Annotated in this window: 16 protein-coding genes; 8 read left to right on the forward strand and 8 right to left on the reverse strand. The window is 68.6% G+C overall.

All coding sequences use genetic code 11. From position 1 onward, the window contains the following. Nucleotides 1–7 precede the first annotated feature (7 nt). From dut to dxs, 6 genes are all read left to right on the forward strand, one after another. The gene (gene dut / locus VD659_RS08725) at nt 8–466 is read left to right on the forward strand and encodes a dUTP diphosphatase (RefSeq protein WP_423260737.1); all 459 of its coding nucleotides are present in this window, start codon (nt 8–10) and stop codon (nt 464–466) included. Then, a complete protein-coding gene (locus VD659_RS08730) occupies nt 463–1,122 on the forward strand; it encodes a DUF3710 domain-containing protein (RefSeq protein WP_137835795.1) in 660 nt (219 codons plus the stop codon). Before dut ends, VD659_RS08730 begins: the two co-directional genes overlap by 4 nt. 2 nt (nt 1,123–1,124) lie before the next feature. Then, nucleotides 1,125–1,850 carry a DUF3159 domain-containing protein gene (locus VD659_RS08735; protein WP_423260738.1) on the forward strand — a complete coding sequence of 242 codons (726 nt, stop codon included), beginning with the start codon at nt 1,125–1,127 and terminating at the stop codon, nt 1,848–1,850. A 4-nt stretch (nt 1,851–1,854) separates the two neighbouring features. Further along, a complete protein-coding gene (locus tag VD659_RS08740) occupies nt 1,855–4,239 on the forward strand; it encodes an HAD-IC family P-type ATPase (RefSeq protein WP_423260739.1) in 2,385 nt (794 codons plus the stop codon). A 140-nt stretch (nt 4,240–4,379) separates the two neighbouring features. Then, nucleotides 4,380–7,223: an aconitate hydratase gene (locus VD659_RS08745; protein WP_423260740.1), complete on the forward strand. Its 2,844-nt coding sequence runs from the start codon at nt 4,380–4,382 to the stop codon at nt 7,221–7,223. A gap of 168 nt (nt 7,224–7,391) precedes the next feature. Further along, complete coding sequence (gene dxs / locus VD659_RS08750; RefSeq protein ID WP_423260741.1) at nt 7,392–9,332, forward strand: 1-deoxy-D-xylulose-5-phosphate synthase; 1,941 nt, start codon at nt 7,392–7,394, stop codon at nt 9,330–9,332. On the opposite strand, the gene VD659_RS08755 is transcribed toward dxs, so the two are convergent. From VD659_RS08755 to VD659_RS08780, 6 genes are all read right to left on the reverse strand, one after another. Further along, nucleotides 9,314–9,874, reverse strand: coding sequence for a dihydrofolate reductase family protein (locus VD659_RS08755; protein WP_423260742.1), 561 nt, complete (start codon nt 9,872–9,874; stop codon nt 9,314–9,316). The genes dxs and VD659_RS08755 overlap by 19 nt on opposite strands. Nucleotides 9,875–9,943: 69 nt before the next feature. Beyond that, nucleotides 9,944–11,098 carry a cell wall-binding repeat-containing protein gene (locus VD659_RS08760; protein ID WP_423260743.1) on the reverse strand — a complete coding sequence of 385 codons (1,155 nt, stop codon included), beginning with the start codon at nt 11,096–11,098 and terminating at the stop codon, nt 9,944–9,946. 316 nt (nt 11,099–11,414) lie between these two features. Beyond that, nucleotides 11,415–13,559, reverse strand: a complete 2,145-nt coding sequence (locus VD659_RS08765; RefSeq protein WP_423260744.1) for a 3-hydroxyacyl-CoA dehydrogenase NAD-binding domain-containing protein — start codon at nt 13,557–13,559, stop codon at nt 11,415–11,417. Beyond that, entirely contained in the window at nt 13,556–14,773 is a 1,218-nt protein-coding gene (locus tag VD659_RS08770) for a thiolase family protein (protein WP_423260745.1), read from the reverse strand. The genes VD659_RS08765 and VD659_RS08770 overlap by 4 nt, the downstream gene beginning before the upstream one ends. Nucleotides 14,774–14,845: 72 nt before the next feature. Then, a complete protein-coding gene (locus VD659_RS08775) occupies nt 14,846–16,078 on the reverse strand; it encodes an HRDC domain-containing protein (protein WP_423260746.1) in 1,233 nt (410 codons plus the stop codon). A 7-nt stretch (nt 16,079–16,085) separates the two neighbouring features. Continuing rightward, on the reverse strand, nt 16,086–16,682 hold the full coding sequence (locus VD659_RS08780) for a DUF3000 domain-containing protein (protein ID WP_423260747.1): 597 nt from the start codon (nt 16,680–16,682) through the stop codon (nt 16,086–16,088). A gap of 123 nt (nt 16,683–16,805) precedes the next feature. Here VD659_RS08780 and VD659_RS08785 point away from each other — a divergent pair, with 123 nt between their 5' ends. After that, nucleotides 16,806–18,002, forward strand: a complete 1,197-nt coding sequence (locus tag VD659_RS08785; RefSeq protein ID WP_423260748.1) for an alpha/beta hydrolase family protein — start codon at nt 16,806–16,808, stop codon at nt 18,000–18,002. A 12-nt stretch (nt 18,003–18,014) separates the two neighbouring features. Here the strand turns inward: VD659_RS08785 and VD659_RS08790 are convergent, their stop codons facing one another. Both VD659_RS08790 and VD659_RS08795 read right to left on the reverse strand, forming a co-directional pair. Further along, nucleotides 18,015–18,455 (reverse strand): SufE family protein, encoded by a 441-nt coding sequence (locus VD659_RS08790; protein WP_137835786.1) that lies wholly within the window; start codon nt 18,453–18,455, stop codon nt 18,015–18,017. A gap of 16 nt (nt 18,456–18,471) precedes the next feature. Next, nucleotides 18,472–19,377 (reverse strand): sulfurtransferase, encoded by a 906-nt coding sequence (locus VD659_RS08795; protein ID WP_137835785.1) that lies wholly within the window; start codon nt 19,375–19,377, stop codon nt 18,472–18,474. Between the two features lie 122 nt (nt 19,378–19,499). On the opposite strand from VD659_RS08795, the gene zapE reads away from it, so the two are divergent. Further along, nucleotides 19,500–20,534 (forward strand): cell division protein ZapE, encoded by a 1,035-nt coding sequence (zapE, locus tag VD659_RS08800; protein WP_423260749.1) that lies wholly within the window; start codon nt 19,500–19,502, stop codon nt 20,532–20,534. The last annotated feature ends 203 nt before the right edge of the window (nt 20,535–20,737 follow it).

Here is a 20,737-nt window from a genome sequence, read left to right on the forward strand (position 1 = left end):
TCGACTCGTGACTTCTTCCGTCGAGATCCTCATCACCGCACCGCAGCCGCCCGTCTACGCCCACCCGGGCGACGCGGGGGCCGATCTGCTGTCGACGGAGGCCCTCACGCTCGCCCCGGGCGAACGCCGGACCGTGGGCACCGGCGTCTCGATCGCGCTGCCCGACGGCTACGTGGCCTTCGTCGTCCCGCGCAGCGGCCTCGCGGCCAAACACGGCATCACCGTCGTGAACTCGCCCGGAACCGTGGATGCCGGCTACCGCGGCGAGATCAAGGTCGCCCTTCTGAACACCGACAGCTCGGTGCCGTACGATATCGCCGTCGGCGACAGAATCGCGCAACTGATCGTGATGCCGGTGACGCGGGCCGTCTTCGTGCCCGTCGAGACGCTCCCCGGGAGTCATCGGGGCGAGGGCGGCTTCGGCTCCACCGGATACTCGTCGTCAACGAACGGAAACCAGTCATGAGCGACAACGACATCGTCCCCGACGAGTCCAACCCCGACGCCGCAGACCTCCCCGAGGCTGCGAACGACGCCAAGTCCGCGCCCGAGGACCGGGCGACCGCGGGGCCCTTCGACGCCACCGAGGCGAATCCGGCCCGGCCGTACGTCGATCTCGGCGGCCTCAAGATCCTTCCGCGCGAGGGACTCCACCTCCGGCTCGAGGTCGAGGAGGGCACGAACCGCGTGGTGGCGGTCGGACTCGACTACGCCGGATCGACGCTGCAGGTGCAGGCCTTCGCCGCGCCGCGGTCGTCGGGCCTCTGGCACGAGATCCGCGAGCAGATCGAAGACCAGATCCTCAAGCAGGGCGGCCAGAGCACGATCCAGAACGGCGTCTTCGGGCCCGAGCTGGTGGCCGGTGTGCCGGCGACGGCGCCCGACGGCACGCAGGGCCTGCGGATCGCCCGCTTCGTCGGCGTCGACGGCCCGCGCTGGCTGCTCCGCGGAGTGATCGCCGGAGAGGCCATCCAGAACCCGGCCGCGCAGGCCGCCGTCGAGGAGCTGTTCCGCAGCGTCGTGGTGGTGCGTGGCACGGCCCCGATGCCGCCGCGGGACCTCATCCCGCTCACCATCCCGAAGACCGGCGCCACCGGCGGCGCGCAGTCGGCTGCATCCTGAGCATGTCCGAGGAGCCCAAGCAGCCCACCTTCTCCGAGGCGTTCGCCGAGGCGGCGCGCCGCAGTGGTTTCGGTCAGGTCACGCCCGGCGAAGATCCGACCGGGCAGTCCCTGCTGCGCGCGATCGGCGGAGTGCGCGGCCTGATCGAGTCGATCCTGCCGGGCCTCGCGTTCCTCGTGCTCTTCACCTTCACGAAGAACCTCGTGCTCTCGGTGACGGCGCCCGTGGCGGTCTCGGTGGTGTTCGTGCTCGTGCGCATCGTGACCCGCAGCGCGGTCATGCCGGCCATCGCGGGCCTCCTCGGCGTGGGCGTGTCGGCGGGCCTCGCCCTCTTCACGGGCCGCGCGGAGGACAACTTCGTCGTGGGCATCGTCATCAACATCGTGTGCCTGGTGGTGCTGCTGGTCTCCCTCGTCGCGCGCCGGCCGCTCATCGGCGTGATCGTGGGCCTGCTCACGGGCGACGGCAACGGCTACCGCACCGACAAGGCGAAGGCGCGGGTCGTGCTCGTCGCCACCTGGTGCTGGGTGGGGCTGTTCACCGCGAGGCTCGTCTTCGAGGTGCCGCTCTACCTGGCCGGCCAGGCCGAGATACTGGCCTCGGTGAAGCTCATCATGGGCGTTCCGCTCTACGCGGGGATGCTCTGGGTCACCTGGCTGCTCGTGCGGGCCGCGTACCGAACGGCCCCCGCGCCCGCCGAGCCCGACCAGCCCTCCGAGACGCCGTAGAGCGATGACCGAAGCGAGGATCGCCGCCGCCGGGCTCAGCGAGGCCGAGGTCGCCGACCGGGTGCGCCGCGGCCTCACCAACGTCAGCGACAACTCCACCTCGCGTTCGGTCGGCAGCATCCTCCGCGAGAACGTCTTCACCTTCTTCAACGGCATCCTCACCGTCTGCTTCGTGGCGGTGCTGCTGCTCGGTCATCTGGGCGATGCGCTCTTCTTCGGCATCGTGGTGGTCAACTCCCTCATCGGTATCGTGCAGGAGCTGCGGGCCAAGGCGAGCCTCGAGCGCCTCGCGCTGCTCGCCGCCCCCGAAGCCGCGGTGCGCCGCGGGGGAGCCGTGGTGGTCATCCCGCCCGAGCAGGTGGTGCTCGACGACCTGCTGCTGCTGCGCCCCGGCGACCAGGTGACGGCGGATGCGCAGCTCGACGCCGTGGCCGACCTGCTCGTCGACGAGTCGATGCTCACGGGGGAGTCGGAGCCCATCGCGAAGCGCCCGGGCGACACGCTGCTCTCGGGCTCCTTCGTGGTCTCCGGCACGGCGGAGGCGAAGGTCACCTCCGTGGGGGCCGACTCCTACGCGAACACGCTGACCCGCGAGATCAAGAAGCACAGCCTGGTGTACTCCGAGCTCCGCGCGGCGACCACGCGCATCCTGGTGTATCTGAGCTGGATCCTGGTGCCCGTCATCCTGGTGGTGCTCGTCGGCCGCGTGTTCACCTACGGTGGCCTGCGCGGGCTCGACACGGTCGGCATCGACGCCTGGCGGCTTGCCGGGCTCGACGCGGTGGCCAGCGTGGTCGGCATGATCCCCGAGGGGCTCGTGCTGCTGACCAGCCTCGCCTTCGGCGTCGCCGTCATCCAGCTCGGCTGGCAGAAGGTGCTCGTGCAGGAGCTCGCCGCCGTGGAGGTGCTCGCGCGCGTCGACGTGCTCTGCCTCGACAAGACGGGCACCCTGACCACCGGTGAGATCGGCTTCGAGCGGCTCGTGACCCTCGACTCCGGGTTCCGCGACGCCGATCTCGACGCCGTGCTCGGCGCGATCGCGCACGACGTGGCCGCCAACCAGACCGCGCTGGCCCTGCGCACCCACTTCGCCGAGACCGGCGCCGTGGTGGTGGAGCGGCTCCCGTTCAGCTCGCGCCGCGCCTTCAGCGCGGTCACCGTCGACAGCGCCGAGGGGCGCTCGACCTGGCTGCTCGGCGCCCCCGAGCGACTGCTCTCCGCCGCTCCGGATGCGCTCGCGCAGGCCAACGCGATCGCCTCGAGCGGGCGGCGCGCCCTGGTGCTCGGCCTCGGCTCCGGTCTCGCGAGCGACTACGCCGAGACGCTGGCTCCCGGCGAGGGCTTCCGCCCGGCCGCCATCGCGGTGTTCCGCGAGACGGTGCGGCCGGATGCGCAGTCGACGCTCTCCTATTTCGACGAGCAGGAGGTGCGCGTCGTCGTGCTCTCGGGCGACAACCCGGTCACGGTCGGCGCCATCGCCGGCGAGCTCGGGCTCGGCTCGCGGCCCGTCGATGCGAGCTCGCTCGCCGACGACGGGGCCGTCACCTCCGCCCTCGAGACCTCGAGCGTCTTCGGCCGGGTGGCGCCGGAGCAGAAGCGGCGGGTGGTGCACACGCTCCAGGAACAGGGCCGGACGGTGGCCATGACCGGTGACGGCGTGAACGACGCGATGGCCATCAAAGACGCCGACCTCGGCATCGCGATGGGCAACGCGACCCCCGCCACCCGGGCGGTCTCGCGCATCGTGCTGCTCGACAGCCGTTTCGACCGGCTGCCCACCGTGCTCTCGTATGCGCGGCGCGTCATCGCCAACGTGGAGCGCGTGTCCAACCTCTTCCTGGCCAAGACCGTCTACGGCATCGTCCTGGCGCTCGTGAGTGCCGTGCTGCTGTGGAAGTTCCCGTTCCTGCCCCGGCAGATGACGCTCGTCTCCTCGCTGGCCATCGGCATCCCGTCCTTCTTCCTCGCCCTCGCGCCGAACAGCCGGCGCTACGTGCCCGGCGTGCTGAAGCGCATCCTGAGCTTCTCCGTGCCGACCGGTCTCATCGCGGCCGCGGCGGTGGTCGGCGGCTTCGCGGTCTACCGCGACGCGCTGCCCCTTCCCGAGGCGCGCACGCTCGCCACCGTGACGCTCTTCATCGTCTCGCTCTGGGTGCTCTGTGTGCTCGCGCGGCCGCTCAGCGGCTGGCGCCTCGGACTGATCGGGGGAGTCTCGGCCGCGTTCGTGCTCGCCTTCTTCGTGCCCGTGGCGCGGCGCTTCTTCGAGCTCCAGCCCGTACACCCGGAGTGGCTCGCCCTCGCGGTGGGCATCGGCGCGATGGGCGCTCTCGGCGTCGAGCTCTGGTACCGCGTGGCGCGCCGGCGCGGGCTCGTCTTCGACCGCGAATGAGTGATACATTTATCTTGACGTCAAGATAAATCAACGAGGTCTGGCGGCACACGACGAGCCTTCCGGTAAGGATCGCCTTGCTAGCCATTCCCCCCTCTCACGCACAAGGATTGGCGTGAGTCAGCGAAGGTGAGGTCGACGTGTCGGCAGTCAACAGTTTCGGTTCGAAGGACACCCTCAAGGTCGGGGATGCGTCTTACGAAGTCTTCAGGATCGACCAGGTCCCCGGCCACGAGAAGCTCCCGTTCAGCCTCAAGGTGCTGCTCGAGAACCTCTTGCGCACGGAGGACGGCGCGAACATCACGTCCGAGCACATCAAGGCGCTCGGCGGCTGGGTGCCCACGGCCGAGCCCGACACGGAGATCCAGTTCACCCCCGCGCGCGTGGTGATGCAGGACTTCACCGGCGTTCCCTGCATCGTCGACCTCGCCACCATGCGTGAGGCCGTCAGCACACTCGGCGGAGACCCGACCAAGATCAATCCGCTGGCGCCCGCCGAGCTCGTGATCGACCACTCGGTCATCGCCGACCTCTTCGGCACCGAGAACGCCCTCGAGCGCAACGTCGAGATCGAGTACGAGCGCAACGGCGAGCGGTACCAGTTCCTGCGCTGGGGCCAGACGGCCTTCGACGACTTCAAGGTCGTCCCGCCCGGAACGGGCATCGTGCACCAGGTCAACATCGAGTACCTGGCGCGTGTCACCTACACCCGTGAGGTCGTCGACGCGTTCGGCCAGACCGTGCTCCGGGCCTACCCCGACACCTGCGTCGGCACCGACTCGCACACCACGATGGTCAACGGCCTGGGCGTGCTCGGCTGGGGCGTCGGCGGTATCGAGGCCGAGGCGGCCATGCTCGGCCAGCCCGTCTCGATGCTCATCCCGAAGGTCGTGGGCTTCAAGCTCAACGGCTCCATCCCCGCCGGCGTCACGGCGACGGATGTGGTGCTCACGATCACCGAGATGGTACGCAAGCACGGCGTGGTCGGCAAGTTCGTGGAGTTCTACGGCGAGGGCGTCGGCCAGGTGCCGCTCGCGAACCGCGCCACGATCGGCAACATGAGCCCCGAGTTCGGCTCCACCGCCGCCATGTTCCCGATCGACGACGTCACGCTCGACTACCTGCGACTCACCGGCCGCAGCGAGGAGCAGGTCGCCCTGGTCGAGGCCTACTCGAAGCTGCAGAAGCTCTGGCACAACCCCGACGAGGAGCCCGTCTTCAGCGAGTACCTCGAGCTCGACCTCGCGACCGTGGTCCCCTCGATCTCCGGCCCGAAGCGCCCGCAGGACCGCGTGGAGCTCTCGGTGGCCAAGCCCACCTTCATCCGCGACCTCGAGAACTACGCCAACGCCGATCAGGACCTCTCGCGCGTCGACGCCTCCCTCGAGGGCACCTTCCCGGCCTCCGACCCGCTCGGCTTCACCGCGCAGGACGAGAACTCGGCGCACGAGCACTCGCACACGACCTCGCACGTCAGCCACGCTCCCGGCCCGCTGTCCCGGCCCACGAAGGTCACCACGGCAGCCGGCGAGAAGTACACGCTCGACCACGGTGCCGTCGCGGTCGCCGCCATCACCTCGTGCACCAACACCTCCAACCCGAGCGTCATGCTCGCCGCCGGCCTGCTGGCCCGCAACGCGAACAAGCTCGGCCTCAAAGCCAAGCCGTGGGTCAAGACCACGCTGGCCCCCGGTTCGAAGGTCGTCACCGACTACTACGCCAAGGCCGGACTCACCGACGATCTCGAGGCCCTCGGCTTCTACACGGTGGGCTACGGATGCACGGTGTGCATCGGCAACACCGGCCCGCTGATCGACGAGGTGAGCGCCGCCATCAACGACAACGACCTCGCCGTCACCGCCGTGCTCTCCGGCAACCGCAACTTCGAGGGCCGCATCTCGCCCGACGTGAAGATGAACTACCTCGCCTCGCCTCCGCTGGTCATCGCCTACGCCCTCGCCGGCTCGATGAACTTCGACTTCGAGGTCGACGCGCTCGGCCAGGACACCGAGGGCAACGACGTGTTCCTGCGCGACATCTGGCCCGACGCGGCCGAGGTGCAGCAGACCATCGACACCTCGATCAACACCGAGATGTTCACCCACGAGTACGCGAGCGTGTTCGAGGGCGACGAGCGCTGGCGTTCGCTGCCCACGCCCACCGGCCCGACCTTCGAGTGGGACTCGGAGTCGACCTACGTGCGGAAGCCCCCGTACTTCGACGGCATGACGATCGAGACCACCCCGGTCTCCGACATCACCGGTGCCCGCGTGCTCGCGAAGCTCGGCGACTCGGTCACCACCGACCACATCTCGCCCGCCGGCAACATCAAGGCCGACAGCCCTGCCGGCAAGTACCTCGACGAGCACGGTGTGGACCGCAAGGACTACAACTCCTACGGCTCCCGCCGTGGCAACCACGAGATCATGATCCGTGGAACCTTCGCGAACATCCGTCTGAAGAACCAGCTGCTGGACGGCGTGGAGGGCGGCTACACCCGTGACTTCACGCAGGAGGGCGGCCCGCAGTCGTTCATCTACGACGCCTCGCAGAACTACCAGGCCGCGGGCACCCCGCTCGTGATCTTCGGCGGCAAGGAGTACGGCTCGGGTTCGTCGCGCGACTGGGCGGCGAAGGGCACCTCGCTCCTCGGCGTCAAGGCCGTGATCGTGGAGAGCTTCGAGCGCATCCACCGCTCGAACCTGATCGGCATGGGCGTCGTTCCGCTGCAGTTCCCGGCCGGTGAGAGCTGGGCCTCGCTCGGCCTCGACGGCACCGAGATCGTCTCGATCGCGGGCATCGAAGAGCTCAACGAGGGCACGACTCCGAAGACGGTGCACGTCACCGCCGCCCCCTCGGCCGACTCGCCCGCGGGCAAGCAGACGATCGAGTTCGACGCCGTGGTCCGCATCGACACCCCCGGTGAGGCCGACTACTACCGCAACGGCGGCATCCTGCAGTACGTGCTCCGCAGCCTGGTCTGACCGGTCCTCACAAAAACAAGGAGATTTTTGGCGACATGCCGTGTGCTGGTTTCTGGCCGCGGCGAGCCGCCGAAAATCTCCTTGTTTTTGGATGGTAGGTCGATAACGATCTGGCCAAGGACGGCGGCGTAGACTGCGAGATCACGCTGTCATGGGAAGGTGGAAGGTATGAGCCTGCTCGAAGGGATCAACACACCGCGCGATCTCGACTCCCTGACGCCCGAACAGCTGGTGCAGCTGGCGGCCGAGGTGCGTGCGTTCCTGATCGCCGAAGTCTCCAAGACCGGTGGCCATCTCGGCCCGAACCTCGGAGTGGTGGAGACCACCATCGCCATCCACCGGGTGTTCGACTCGCCGCGTGACGCGATCGTGTTCGACACCGGACACCAGTCCTACGTGCACAAGCTGCTGACCGGCCGGCAGGACTTCTCACGCCTGCGTCAGAGCGGCGGCCTCGCCGGCTACCCGCAGCGCTCCGAGAGCCCCCACGACGTCGTGGAGTCCTCCCACGCCTCCAGCTCGCTCTCCTGGGCCGACGGCATCTCCCGCGCCTTCGAGATGACCGGCCAGACCGACCGTCATGTCGTCGCGGTGGTGGGCGACGGCGCCCTCACCGGGGGCATGACCTGGGAGGCGCTCAACAACATCAGCGACGACAACTCGCGCAACCTGGTGATCGTCGTCAACGACAACGGCCGTTCCTACGCCCCGACCATCGGCGGCATGGCGCGCTACCTCAACACGGTTCGCACCAAGCAGGGTTACCGCCAGCTGCACCAGTCCAGCCGTCGTCTCTTCGACCACCTCGGAGCTCCCGGGCGTGCGATCTACCGCGGGGTGCGCGGCGGTCTGCACGGCTTCCTCAGCCGGGTCACGAACAACGTTTCGCTCTATGCGAACCTCGACATCAAGTACGTCGGGCCGATCGACGGGCACGACCTGCACGCGATGGAGGAGGCACTCCGGCAGGCGAAGGAATACGCGGCTCCGGTGATCGTGCACGCGATTACGGAGAAGGGCCGCGGCTACGAGCCGGCTCTCACCGACGTCGCCGACCAGTTCCATGCCGTCGGGCAGATCGATCCCGAGACCGGGGAGTCCCTCACCGCGCCCTCCGGCCGGCCGTCGTGGACCGGCGTCTTCGCCGACGAGATCGTGCGTCAGGCCGAGGCCGACGACACGATCGTCGGCATCACCGCGGCGATGCTGCGCCCTACGGGACTGCACAAGTTCGCCGAGCGGTTCCCGAACCGCGTCTTCGACGTCGGCATCGCCGAACAGCACGCCGTCACCTCCGCCGCCGGTCTCGCCTTCGGCGGCCTGCATCCGGTCGTCGCCCTCTACGCCACCTTCGTGAACCGCGCCTTCGATCAGGTTTTGATGGATGTCGGGCTCCACCAGGCCGGCGTCACCTTCGTGCTCGACCGCGCCGGCGTCACCGGGCCCGACGGCCCCAGCCACCACGGCATGTGGGACCTTGCGATCCTGCAGGTTGTGCCGCGCATCCGCCTGAGCGCCCCGCGCGACGCTGAGCGCTTGCGCGAGGAGCTCGCCGAGGCCGTGCGGGTGACGGATGCGCCGACGGTGCTCCGTTTCCCGAAAGGCAGCGTGGGCCCCGACCTGCCGGCGCTGCGCCGCACGGGCGACGGGGTCGACGTGCTGCGCGAAGACGAGAAGAAGGATGTTCTCATCGTCGCCGTCGGAACGATGGCCGCGCTGGCTCTGGAGGTCGCATCACTCCTGGCTGCGCAGGGCATCGGATCGACCGTGGTCGACCCGCGCTGGGTGGTGCCGGTGCCGTGGAGCGTCATCGAGCTCTCCGACGCCCACCGCCTCGTGGTGACGATCGAGGACGGCGTGCGCGTCGGCGGAATCGGCACCCGCATCCGGCAAGACCTGCGCGAGGCCGGCGTCGACACGGCGGTGACCGAGCTCGGCCTTCCCGACGAATTCCTCGAGCACGCGAGTCGCGAGGAGATCATGGAGCGCGTGGGTCTCACGGCTCCGCAGATCGCCGAAGACGTGATCGCGCAGGTGCAGGGCAACAAGATCCCCATCGCGCGGCCCGTGAACGCCGAGCAGCCCTCGTATCAGCGCCTCGTGCGATAGGTGGCCCCGAGCGCCCCGCCGGGGAAGGCGTGGGTCTCGACCACCTCGAAGACCGGGCTGTTCGCGGCCGTCGGCAGCAGGGGAGCGCCCGCGCCGAGCACGACCGGCATGATCGTGATCAGCAGTTCGTCGAGCAGCCCGGCGTCGTAGACCTGGGCTGCCACCTCGCCGCCGCCGACGATCCAGATGTCCTTGCCGAGATCACGCGCAGCAACCACCCACTCGCGATGCAGTTCGGCGATGTCCCCGCGGGCGAACCGGATGTCGGCGCCCTCGATTCGAGGCAGTTCGCGGCTCGTGAGCACCCAGCACAGCTGCCCGGCGTACGGCCACTCCGCCAGACCTTCGCCGAGCAGGAACTCGTAGGTGCGCGAGCCCATCACGATCACACCGATGTTCTCGATGAAGGCCGTGTAGTCGGCCGAGAACTCCTCCATGCCGAAGTCCATCAGCCAATCGATGCGGTTCTCGCGATCGGCGATGAATCCGTCGAGGCTCGAGGCCACGTAGTACTGCGTCTTCACTGCGCGCTCTTCCGTCATGCCCCCAACCCTAGAAGCGACCACCCACATCGCGGAGATGTCGGTGGTCGCTTCCGAGTTCACATCCGATCAGCTGGCACAGACAGTGAGGTTGGCGACATCGTCGGTGAGAGTCTCACTCCCGCCCAGAAGCACGACATGGGTCGCACCGATGTCGAGGATGTGCCGTGCAGCGTCGCGAGGGATGCAATCCGGGTGCACAAGGTATACCGGAGAATGCTTCTGTGCGGCCAGAACTGCGCCTGTCAGCGCGTCAGGGTACTTCTCACCGGTGGCGAGGTACACCGTGTCGGGTAGCGCGGAGCCGTTGGAGGGGAACGAGTCCCTCGCGACTGCAGCAGAAGCTTCGTATCGGTCTGCGCCCCCTATTCGCTTGACCTGGGGAATGCGCGTCCGCAGATCGTTCTCGACGTTGCTTGAGATCGTGGCAGAACCACCGACGATGATCGCGCGGGTCACGCTCCGTCCTGAGAGCATTGCCACCTCCTCAGCAGTGAGGCTCGACTCCGCCCCGTCCACCAGCGCCACGGGGGCTTTGACATTGCCAGCTGCAGCGGCTGAACCGAGAGCATCGGGGAAGACATTTCCGCTCGCGATGTAGGCCGTGCTCGAGGGCGCAGCGCTATCGGCGATCAAGTTCCTGGCCACCTCATATCGATCTGCTCCGCCGATTCTGGTCACAGTTAGGGCGTACGATCCCAACTGGGTTTCGACGACTGGCTGGATCGTGTCGGGACCACCGACAATCACGATTTTTGACGGTCGAAGGCGCACAAGCTCGGTCTTGACGACTTCGGGGATGGCATTGGCTCGGGTCAAGAGGACGGGCGCACCCCTCTGTGCGGCGATCGCGGACGAGCTGAGTGCATCTGCAAAGACTTCACCGCTCGCAATGTAGACGGTCCCACCGACTCCAGGCAGGATGCGTGAGATCGCAGCGGACTCGGCGTAACGATCTTCGGCCGACACACGTAGGACATCGATTCCAGCCGGCAGACTCAGTTCGTCGTTGACGTCAACATGGCATGCGAGGTGGACGGTCTCGCCTGCCGACGTGGCAAGCTGAAGTGTGAAGTCGAAGCTGCCGACGGTCGTCGGATTCGCCTGGTACTCCGAATACCATTTGCCGTCGTAGAGCGCCCCTCCTCCAGGAAGTGCGCCCGACGCGACCGAAGGGATGAAGTGCCCCGGGTATACGTCTACATCGTAGAGGCGCTCGCTCACGTGTGTACCGACTGTCTGGACGGCAGGTGGGCACAATGGCGTGGGGAGAATCGAGTCCGTCGGCTCCGCCGTGGCGGATTGCGCGCCTAAAGTCACGAGTGCGAGACAAGCAGCCAGGGTGGCTGAGATAGCTGATACCTGCCGGGAAGGTCGTCGGTATCTGATTGGGCTGGTCACGAGGGTCTACTTTCTACTGGGTAGACACGATCCTTGCGACATTTCTGATCAGGGCGTTATGAGCAATACTTACTCAATTTGAAAACACGCGTGCGCCCAACCGGGTAGGTCGGGCGCACGCGATGATGTGAGCGTCTCGCTAGGAGACGCCGCGGATGACGGGGTGGTGGAAGGTGTCGCCGAACACGCGCTCGGACGCGCCGACGCGGTCGAGGTAGGGCGTGACCCCGCCCATCTGGAACGGGTAGCCCGCGCCGAGGATGAGGCAGAGGTCGATGTCCTCGGCGGCGTGCACCACGTCGTCCTCGAGCATCCGGTGCACCTCGTCGGCCAGGCCGTCTTCGACGCGGCGGAGGATCTGCTCCTCGGTCATCGGCGTCGACGAGCCCTTGGGCGGCGTGACGATCTTCACCGCCTCCTTGTCGAAGCCCGTGATCTTGCCCTTGGCGTCGCGATCGAAGATCTTGCCGTGCTCGGCGAGGCGGTGGAGGTTCTCGCTCTCGAAGAAGCGGTCGGGGAAGGCCGCGTGGTGCGTGTCGAGCACGTGCGCACCCACCTTGAGACCGACGAGCTCGAGCAGCTCGAACGGCGTCATCGGCAGGCCGAAGGGCGCGAGCGCCCGGTTCATCACCTCGAAGGAGGTGCCGGTGTCGACCGCGTGCATCGCCTCGCCGAGAACCTTGGCCAGGATGCGGTTCACCACGAATCCGGGGGTGTCGCGGGTGATGACGGCGTTCTTCTTGAGTTTCGCGGCCGTGACCATCGCGGTCGACAGCGTGGCCTCATCCGTCGCCGGGGCGTTCACCACTTCGACCAGGGGCATCACGGCCACCGGGTTGAAGAAGTGGAAGCCCACGAGGCGTTCCGGATGCGCGAGCTTGGCGCCGATCTGCTCCACCGACAGCGAGGAGGTGTTCGTGGCGAGCACGGCGGTCTCCGAGACGTGCTTCTCGATCTCGGCGAAGACGTCCTGCTTCACCCCGAGCTCCTCGAAGACGGCCTCGATCACCCAGTCGGCGTCGTTGAACTCCGCCTTGTCGGTGGTGCCCGAGATGAGCGCGTTCAGGCGGTTCGACTCGTCATGCGAGATGCGGCCCTTCGCCAGCAGAGCCGCGATCTCCCCGCGGATGTACTCCAGGCCCTTGTCGACGCGCGACTGGTCGAGGTCGGTGATGACCACCGGCACCTGGAGCCGGCGCACGAACAGGAGGGCGAACTGGGATGCCATCAGGCCGGCGCCGATGACGCCCACCTTCGTGACGGGCTTGGCGAGCGCCTTGTCGGGTGCGCCGGCCGGCCGCTTGGCCCGCTTCTGCACGAGGTCGAAGGCGTAGATGCTCGCACGGAACTGGTCGCCCGAGATGAGATCGGCCAGCGCCTCGTCTTCGCGGGCGAAGCCCTCCTCGGCGGTGCCCGACTTCGCGGCCTTCAGCAGGTCGAGAGCGCGGTAGGGCGACTTCGCGACCGTGCCGATGCGCGACTCGAGCATCTTGCGGGCGATGCCGATGGCCACGTCCCACTTGACGAGCTTCTCGACCTTGCCCGGCTCGTTGGGCCGCTTGACCTTGATCGAGCCGCCGAGCACGCCGTCGGCCCACTTCAGCGAGTCCTCGAGGTAGTTCGACGGGGCGAAGATCGCGTCGGCGATGCCCAGCTCGAAGACCTCTTGGCCCTTGAGCGTGCGGTTGTTCTTGAGCGGGTTCTCGATGATCACCTTGAGGGCGTTCTCGATGCCGATGAGGTTCGGCAGCAGGTAGGCGCCACCCCAGCCCGGGATGATGCCGAGGAAGACCTCGGGGAGCGCGAGCGCCGGGATCGAGGAGTCGACGGTGCGGTAGTCGGCGGCCAGGGCGATCTCTACGCCACCGCCGAGCGCGAGGCCGTTGATGAAGGCGAAGGAGGGGACGCCGACCTTCTTCATCTTGCCGAACACGAAGTGCCCGAGCTGGCCCATCTGCTTCGCCACCTCACGGCTCGGAACCTCGCCGACCTTCGAGAGGTCGGCGCCCGCCGCGAGGATGTAGGGCTTGCCGATGACGGCCACGGCGTCGATCTCGCCGGCCGCCGCACGTCCGGCCAGAGCATCCAGCGTCTTGCCGTACTCGATCAGCGTGGCCGGCCCGAGCGTGTTCGGCCGGGTGTGGTCGCGCCCGTTGTCGAGGGTGATGAGCGCGAGCGTCTTGCCGCTCGGCAGAGGGATGTCGCGCACGTAGGAGTGCGACACCACCTCGCCTTCCGACAGGACCTCGAGCTCGGAGAAGTCGATGGTGGAGTAGTCGGTCATCGTGCCGCCTTCTTGCTCGAGGCCTTCGCGTTCCAGTTCGGGTTCTCCCAGATGACGGAACCACCCTGGCCGAGGCCGATGCACATCGCGGTGACGCCGTAGCGCACCTCCGGGTGCTCCTCGAACTGCCGCGCCAGCTGGATCATCAGGCGCACGCCCGAGGAGGCGAGCGGGTGGCCGAGCGCGATCGCTCCGCCGTACTCGTTGACGCGGGGGTCGTCGTCGTCGATGCCGAAGTGGTCGAGGAACGACAGCACCTGCACCGCGAACGCCTCGTTGAGCTCGAACAGGCCGATGTCGTCGATCGACAGCCCGGCCTTGCGCAGAGCCTTCTCGGTGGAGGGCACCGGTCCGATGCCCATGATCTCCGGCTCGACACCGGCGAAGGCGAACGACACCAGGCGCATCTTCACGGAGAGGCCGAGCTCCTTGGCCATCGCCTCGCTCGCGATCAGCGAGGCCGTTGCGCCGTCGTTCAGGCCCGAGGAGTTTCCGGCCGTCACACGCCCGTGCGGGCGGAACGGCGTGCGGAGCCCGGCGAGACCCTCCATGGTGGTCTCGGGGCGGGGCGCCTCGTCGCGGGTCGCGAGCCCCCAGCCCTCCGCGTTGCGGGTGGCCACCGGGATGAGGTCGGGCTGGATCTTGCCGGCCTCGTAGGCCGCGGCCACCTTCTGCTGGCTGCGCAGCGCGTAGCGGTCGGAGCGCTCCTTGGTGAGCTGCGGGAAGCGGTCGTGGATGCGCTCGGCCGTGTTGCCCATGTTGAGCGCCTCGGCGCTCACGAGCTTCTCGGCGAGGAACCGCGGGTTCGGGTCGGCCCCGAAGCCCATCGGATGCCGGCCCATGTGCTCCACGCCGCCCGCGATCGCGAGGTCGTAGGCCCCGAAGGCGATGGCCCCGGCGACGGTGGTGACGCTCGTCATTGCTCCCGCGCACATCCGGTCGATCGCATAGCCGGGCACCGAGAGCGGCAGCCCGGAGAGCAACGCCGCCGTGCGCCCCAGGGTGAGCCCCTGGTCGCCCTGCTGCGTCGTCGCCGCGATCGCCACGTCGTCGATCGCCTCCTTCGGGACAGCGGGATTGCGCTCGAGCAGACCGATCATCGCCTTGACGACGAGGTCGTCAGCGCGGGTCTGCCAGAACATCCCTTTTTCGCCGGCACGCCCGAACGGCGTGCGTACACCATCGACGAAAACGACTTCAGATCTTTCGGCCACTATGCCTCCTGAGATTGGATCGGCTTCGATCCTAGAACCGGCGCCCGAAGCCCCGGAATCGTTTGCTTCTTCCTACGAATCGGCTTCCGGAGCGGTCTCGACCTTTTGGTGGGCATCGACAAAGGCCTGCAGGATCGGCTGTGCAGTCAGTTCAATCTGCCACGGCCGGGCCCCGAGCTCGCGGAGGGCCTCGGAGACCGTCTCGACGGTGAGCGGATCGGGTGCGTTCCAGGAGACGCGCCGGAGGAAGTCGGGGGTGAGGAGGTTCTCCACCGGGATCGCGTGCTCCTCGGAGACGGCGGCCAGAGCGGCGCGCGCGTTCTTCAGGCGCGCATCCGCTTCGGGATTGCGGTCCGCCCAGCTGCGTGGCGGCGGCAGCGTGTCGCCCGCGCGCCGGTGAACCGGGATGTCGTCGGTGGTGAGGGCGCGCTCGATCGCCGCCCACCAGCGGTCGATCTCCGAGCGGCTCGCCCGCCCCGAGAACTGCTTGAGGGCGGCGAGCTCCCGTCGGGAGGTGGGCAGGGCGCGAGCGGCCACCATGAGCGAGGCATCCGGAACCAGGCGGCCCGGGGCGATGTCGGTCTCCCGGGCCAGCTCGTCGCGGGCGAGCCACAGCTCGCGCGCGGCGGCGAGGTGACGATCGGCGCGGAGGGCGTGGATGCCGGTGAGCCGGCGCCAGGGCTCGGCCAGGGGCGTCTTCTCCTCTTTCGCGACGACGGCGGCGAACTCCTCCGCGGCGATGCGCTCCTTGCCCTGCTCGCGCAGCAGCACGGCCATGGCGTCGCGCAGGTCTATCAGCAGCTCCACGTCGAGCGCGGCGTACTCCAGCCAGGAGGCGGGCAGCGGCCGGGTCGACCAGTCGGCGGCCGAGTGCTCCTTGGCGAGATGGATGCCGAGGAGCTCCTCCACGACGGTGCCGAGGCCCACGCGCGGGATGCCGAGCAGCCGGGCGGCGAGCTCGGTGTCGAAGACGGTCGTCGGGTCGAGGCCCACCTCGCGCAGGCACGCGAGGTCCTGGCTCGCCGCGTGCAGCACCCACTCGAGGTCGCCGATCACCGACTGCAGGGGAGCGAACTCCTCGATGGCGGGCGGGTCGATCAGGAAGGTGCCGGCGCCGCGCCGGTAGAGCTGGATGAGATAGGCCCGCTGCGAGTAGCGGAAGCCGCTCGCGCGCTCGGCGTCGACCGCGATGGGGCCGGTGCCGAGTGCGATCGCCTCGACGGCGTCGTGGAACTCGTCCACCGTCGAGATGACGGTGCGGACGGGGGTCTCGATGAGGTGGTCGTTCGGTTCTTCGTCAGTCACGTCTTCTTCAGTCGCGTCGCGCTCGCCTGGTCTGCAGCATCGTCACACCATCGACGACAGGGGGCAGACCGGCCAGCATGCAGAGGAGTTCGCTCCAGCCCTCCACATGGGCCTGGAGGTTGTGGTCGGTGGGGGTCCAGGATGCGCGCAGCTCGATCTGCGCCCCGTCGCCCTGGGCGGACAGCTCGCCGAAGCCGGTGGAGATGATCTTCGTGGCGGTGCCCGAGGCTGCCGTGTAGTTGGCGCCGCGTGCGTCCAGTGCATCCACGAGCCACGACCACGCCACGTCGGCCAGGAACGGGTCGAGCCCGATCTCGGTCTCGAGCGGCGCCTGCGCGAAGCAGACCACCCGGAACTCGCCGCCCCAGGCCTCCGGCCGCGACTCGTCGTGCAGCAGGATGAACCGGCCGGTGCCGAGCTCCGAATCGGAGCCGTGCCGCGCCGGCGTCACGTCGGCGGCCAGGGCCACCGCGTTCGGCGCCAGATTCGCGGGGGCGGGGATCTCGTGCACGACGAGTTCCTCGCGCGTGTCTGCCCGCCGCAGCGAATCGAGCGCTGCGCCGAACGCCGCCGGAATGTCCGGGGTGAAGGGGGAATCGGCCACGTCTGCAGACTAGAGTTCTTTACGTTCCGGGCGGCGAAGGCACGCCGCACGGTGATGCGGCATCTGTTCGCGGCCGGAGAACGATCCCGGCGCCGCGGATTCCTGCTCGAAGGGGTGTTTCTCGTGAGTCAGAAGTCATCCGGGCCCGCCCGGGTTCCCGGCTGGGCCGTCGTCGCGCTCGTGGGCGGATCGCTCGCCGCCCTGGCCGCGGCCGCCGGCGCCGTCGTCACCGCCCGGCTCTCGCGGGCCATCGTCACCCCGTCGCTGCCCATCGACGACGTGCGCATCCTCGGCTACGACCCGCGCGCGGGCACCGTGTCGCTCTCCGTCTCGGCCGACGCCATCCTGCCCGGTCTCTACAGCCTGCGTTTCTCCGGCGACACGGGGCACGCGCGCATCGGCGAGGTGCTCTCGGTCTCCGACGGAGTCGTGGTGCGCTCGGTGATCGCCGTGGACTACGGCGATCTGACCGCGGCGCGGCACGGGCGCATCAGCGGCTGGTACTACATCCACCCGCGCGAGCTCGACGTGCCGGTCGAGGAGGTCGAGGTGTTCACGCCGGTCGGCCCCGCGCCGGCCTGGCTGGTGCCCGCCGACCCCGCGCTCGCCTCGGCGGGGGGAGGATCCAAGTGGGTCATCCAGGTGCACGGCCGCGGGGTGCGCCGCGGCGAGACCATCCGGGCGGTGCCGGTGTTCCGGCAGCGCGGCTACACCTCGCTGCTCATCTCCTACCGCAACGACGGCGACGCGCCCCGTTCCTCCGACGGCCGCTACGCGCTCGGCGAGATCGAGTGGCAGGACCTCGACGCCGCCATCACCTTCGCCGTCGACAACGGGGCCACCGACATCGTGCTGATGGGCTGGTCGATGGGCGGCACCATCGCCCTGCAGGCCATGGGGCGCGCCGTGCACCGCGACCGCATCCGCGCCATCGCCCTCGACTCCCCGGCCGTGGACTGGCACGAGGTGCTGCGTTTCCAGGGCCGGATGCGCCGCATCCCCGATCTCGTCGGCGACGCCGCCTTCGCCACGATCACCCACGGCTGGGGGAGCGTCATCACCGGTCAGGAGGAGCCCCTCGACCTCGACCGGCTCGATTTCGTGAAGCGCTCCGGCGAGGTCGACGTGCCGCTGCTCATCCTGCACAGCGACGACGACGGCTACGTGCCCGTCAGCGGCTCGAGGCGGCTCGCCGAGTCTCGACCCGACCTGGTGACCTTCGTGCCCTTCCAGGTGGCGCGCCACACGAAGCTCTGGAACTACGACCGCGCCAAGTGGAACGCCGCGATCGACGGCTGGCTCACCGCCCAGGGGCTCTGAGCGATCGAGCGCTCAGGCGGCGATCCGCTCGCGCACCTGACGCTTGGTGCGCCCGAGCAGCGCCGTCATGCCCCGGATGCGCAGCGGTGAAACCGCGGCGGTGAGTCCGAGCGTGTTCGGGAAGTCGTCGGGGATGCCGAGCACCTCGTCGACCGTCAGGCCGGCGATCCCCTGCACGAGGATCGACGCGAAGCCGCGCGTGGTCGGGGCCTCCTTCGGCGCGGTGGCGAACAGGTGCACCACGCGTTCGTCGTCGACCTCGACGAAGATGAACACCGGCGACTGGCACTCAACGACCCGTTCGAAGAGATCCGGATGCTCCTGGTAGCGCTCCGGGAGCTCCGGCAGTTCGTTCGAGAACTCCAGCAGCATCTCCAGCCGCTCCCGTTGTTCGAGGGCGAGGAAGTCGTCGCGGATGTCGGCGAGGGCGGTGGGCAGGGTCGTGTCGGTCATCCCTTCCAGTATCGCTCTACTTCGCCGGCACCGCGCCGGGCTCGGAGCCCGTCGTGATGGGCACGCGCACGGCGCTGCCCCACTCGGTCCACGAGCCGTCGTAGTTGCGCACGTTCTCGAAGCCGAGCAGGTGCGTCAGCACGAACCAGGTGTGGCTGGAACGCTCTCCGATGCGGCAGTAGGCGATCACGGGCTCCGAGCCGTCGAGACCGAGCCCGGCTTCGCTGCGGTAGATCTCGTCGAGTTCCGCCACGGGCTTGAAGGTGCCGTCCTCCGCGGCCGCGCGGGCCCAGGGCACGTTCGCGGCGCTCGGGATGTGGCCGGCGCGCAGCGCGCCCTCCTCGGGGTAGGCGGGCGCCGTCGTGCGCTCTCCGCTGTACTCCTCGGGGGAACGCACGTCGATCAGCGGGTGGCCGAGGTGCGCGAGCACGTCGTCCTTGAAGGCGCGGATCTCGTCGTCGTGGCGCTCGACGACCGGGTAGTCCACCGCATCCGGAGCCGGGCGGTCGGTCGTGATCGGGCGGCCCTCGGCGATCCACTTGTCGCGGCCGCCGTCGAGCAGGCGCACGTCCTCGTGGCCGAAGAGGGTGAACACCCAGAGCGCGTAGGCGGCCCACCAGTTGTTCTTGTCGCCGTAGATCACCACGGTGTCGTCGCGCGAGATGCCCTTGCCGCCGACGAGGGCGGCGAACGCGGCGCCGTCGATGTAGTCGCGCAGCACGGGGTCGTTGAGGTCGGTGTGCCAGTCGATCTTGACCGAACCGGGGATGTGGCCGGTCTCGTAGAGCAGCACGTCCTCGTCGGACTCGACGATCACGAGCCCGGGCTCACCGAGGCGGGCCTCGAGCCAGTCGCCCGAGACCAGGCGCTCCGGATGCGCGTAGCCGGCGAACTTCTCGAAGGGATCGGGTGCAACGGGCATGGTGGTACCTCCTGGCGGTTTAGGCTCAATACAACTGCCTGACGAATTCAAGCATTCCGCGTCTGTGTTCGTACTTCCATGGTGGCGTAAGACTTCGACACGAACGAACGGCCCGGATCCCGATGACTGAAGAGCGGCAGGCGGTTGTCCCGCGCTTGACGGAACGCACACCCGCGATGTCGGCGGCCGAGCTGGCCAAGACCCTCGTGCCGCCGCGCCAGTTCGACGGCGCCACCTTCGAGAGCTACCGGCCCGACCGCGACTACCCGTCGCAGGGCGAGGCGCTGGCGAAGATCCGCGCCTTCGCCGAGGGCTGGAAGCCCGCCAAGGCCGGAGGGTTCTTCGGCCGCGGCAAGAAGATCCCCGCCGCGAAACCCGGCATCTACCTCGACGGCGGATTCGGCGTGGGCAAGACCCACCTGCTCGCCGCGCTCTGGCACGCGGCGCCGGGTCCGAAGTACTTCGGCACCTTCATCGAGTACACCGCCCTCATCGGGGCCCTCGGCTACGCGGGGGCCGTGCAGCTGTTCACCGGCGCCGCCTTCGTCGCGATCGACGAGTTCGAGCTCGACGACCCGGGCGACACCATGCTGATGACCCGCTTCCTCGGCGAGCTCGTCGCGAAGGGCACGCGCCTGGCCGCCACCTCGAACACGCCGCCGAACGCACTCGGTGAGGGCCGCTTCGCCGCGAGCGACTTCCTGCGTGAGATCCAGGCCATCGCCGACCGCTTCGAGATCCTCCGAATCGACGGTCTCGACTACCGTCGGCGCGACATCGAGGGCCACGCCGTCGCCTTCGGCTCCGACGCCGAGCTGGCCGTCGCCGTCGAGCAGCGCGCCGAGGCGGGGGAGCGCATCACCTCCGACGACTTCGGCGCCCTCGTGCAGCACCTCGGCAGCATCCACCCCTCACGCTACGTGCGGCTCGTCGAAGACGTCGACGTCATCGCCCTGAGGGATGTCGCCCCTTTCGCCAACCAGACGGATGCGCTGCGCTTCGTGGCCTTCGTCGACCGGGTGTACGACGCCCAGGTGCGCATCCTGGCCTCCGGAACCCCGCTCGACGAGGTCTTCGCGGGCGACATGATGAACGGCGGCTACCGCAAGAAGTACCTGCGCGCGGTCTCCCGGCTCATCGCTTCCGCCACCCTCTGAACCAGGGGCCGATCTCCCACCGGATTTCCCGGCTCCCGAAACACGATGTTTACACAAGGCCTTGCCGCGTAACACGACGTACACATAGATAGTCGTCCGGCGAAACCTCTCTTCGGCAGACTTCCCTTGCCTGTAATTGCGCCATCGGCCCCGTGCTAGCCGTGAGCAACACAGCAGTTCAGAAGTACCCGCCAGCACGTTAT

Origin of the sequence: Herbiconiux sp. 11R-BC, from assembly GCF_049472555.1 — a bacterium.
GTDB lineage: Bacteria > Actinomycetota > Actinomycetes > Actinomycetales > Microbacteriaceae > Herbiconiux.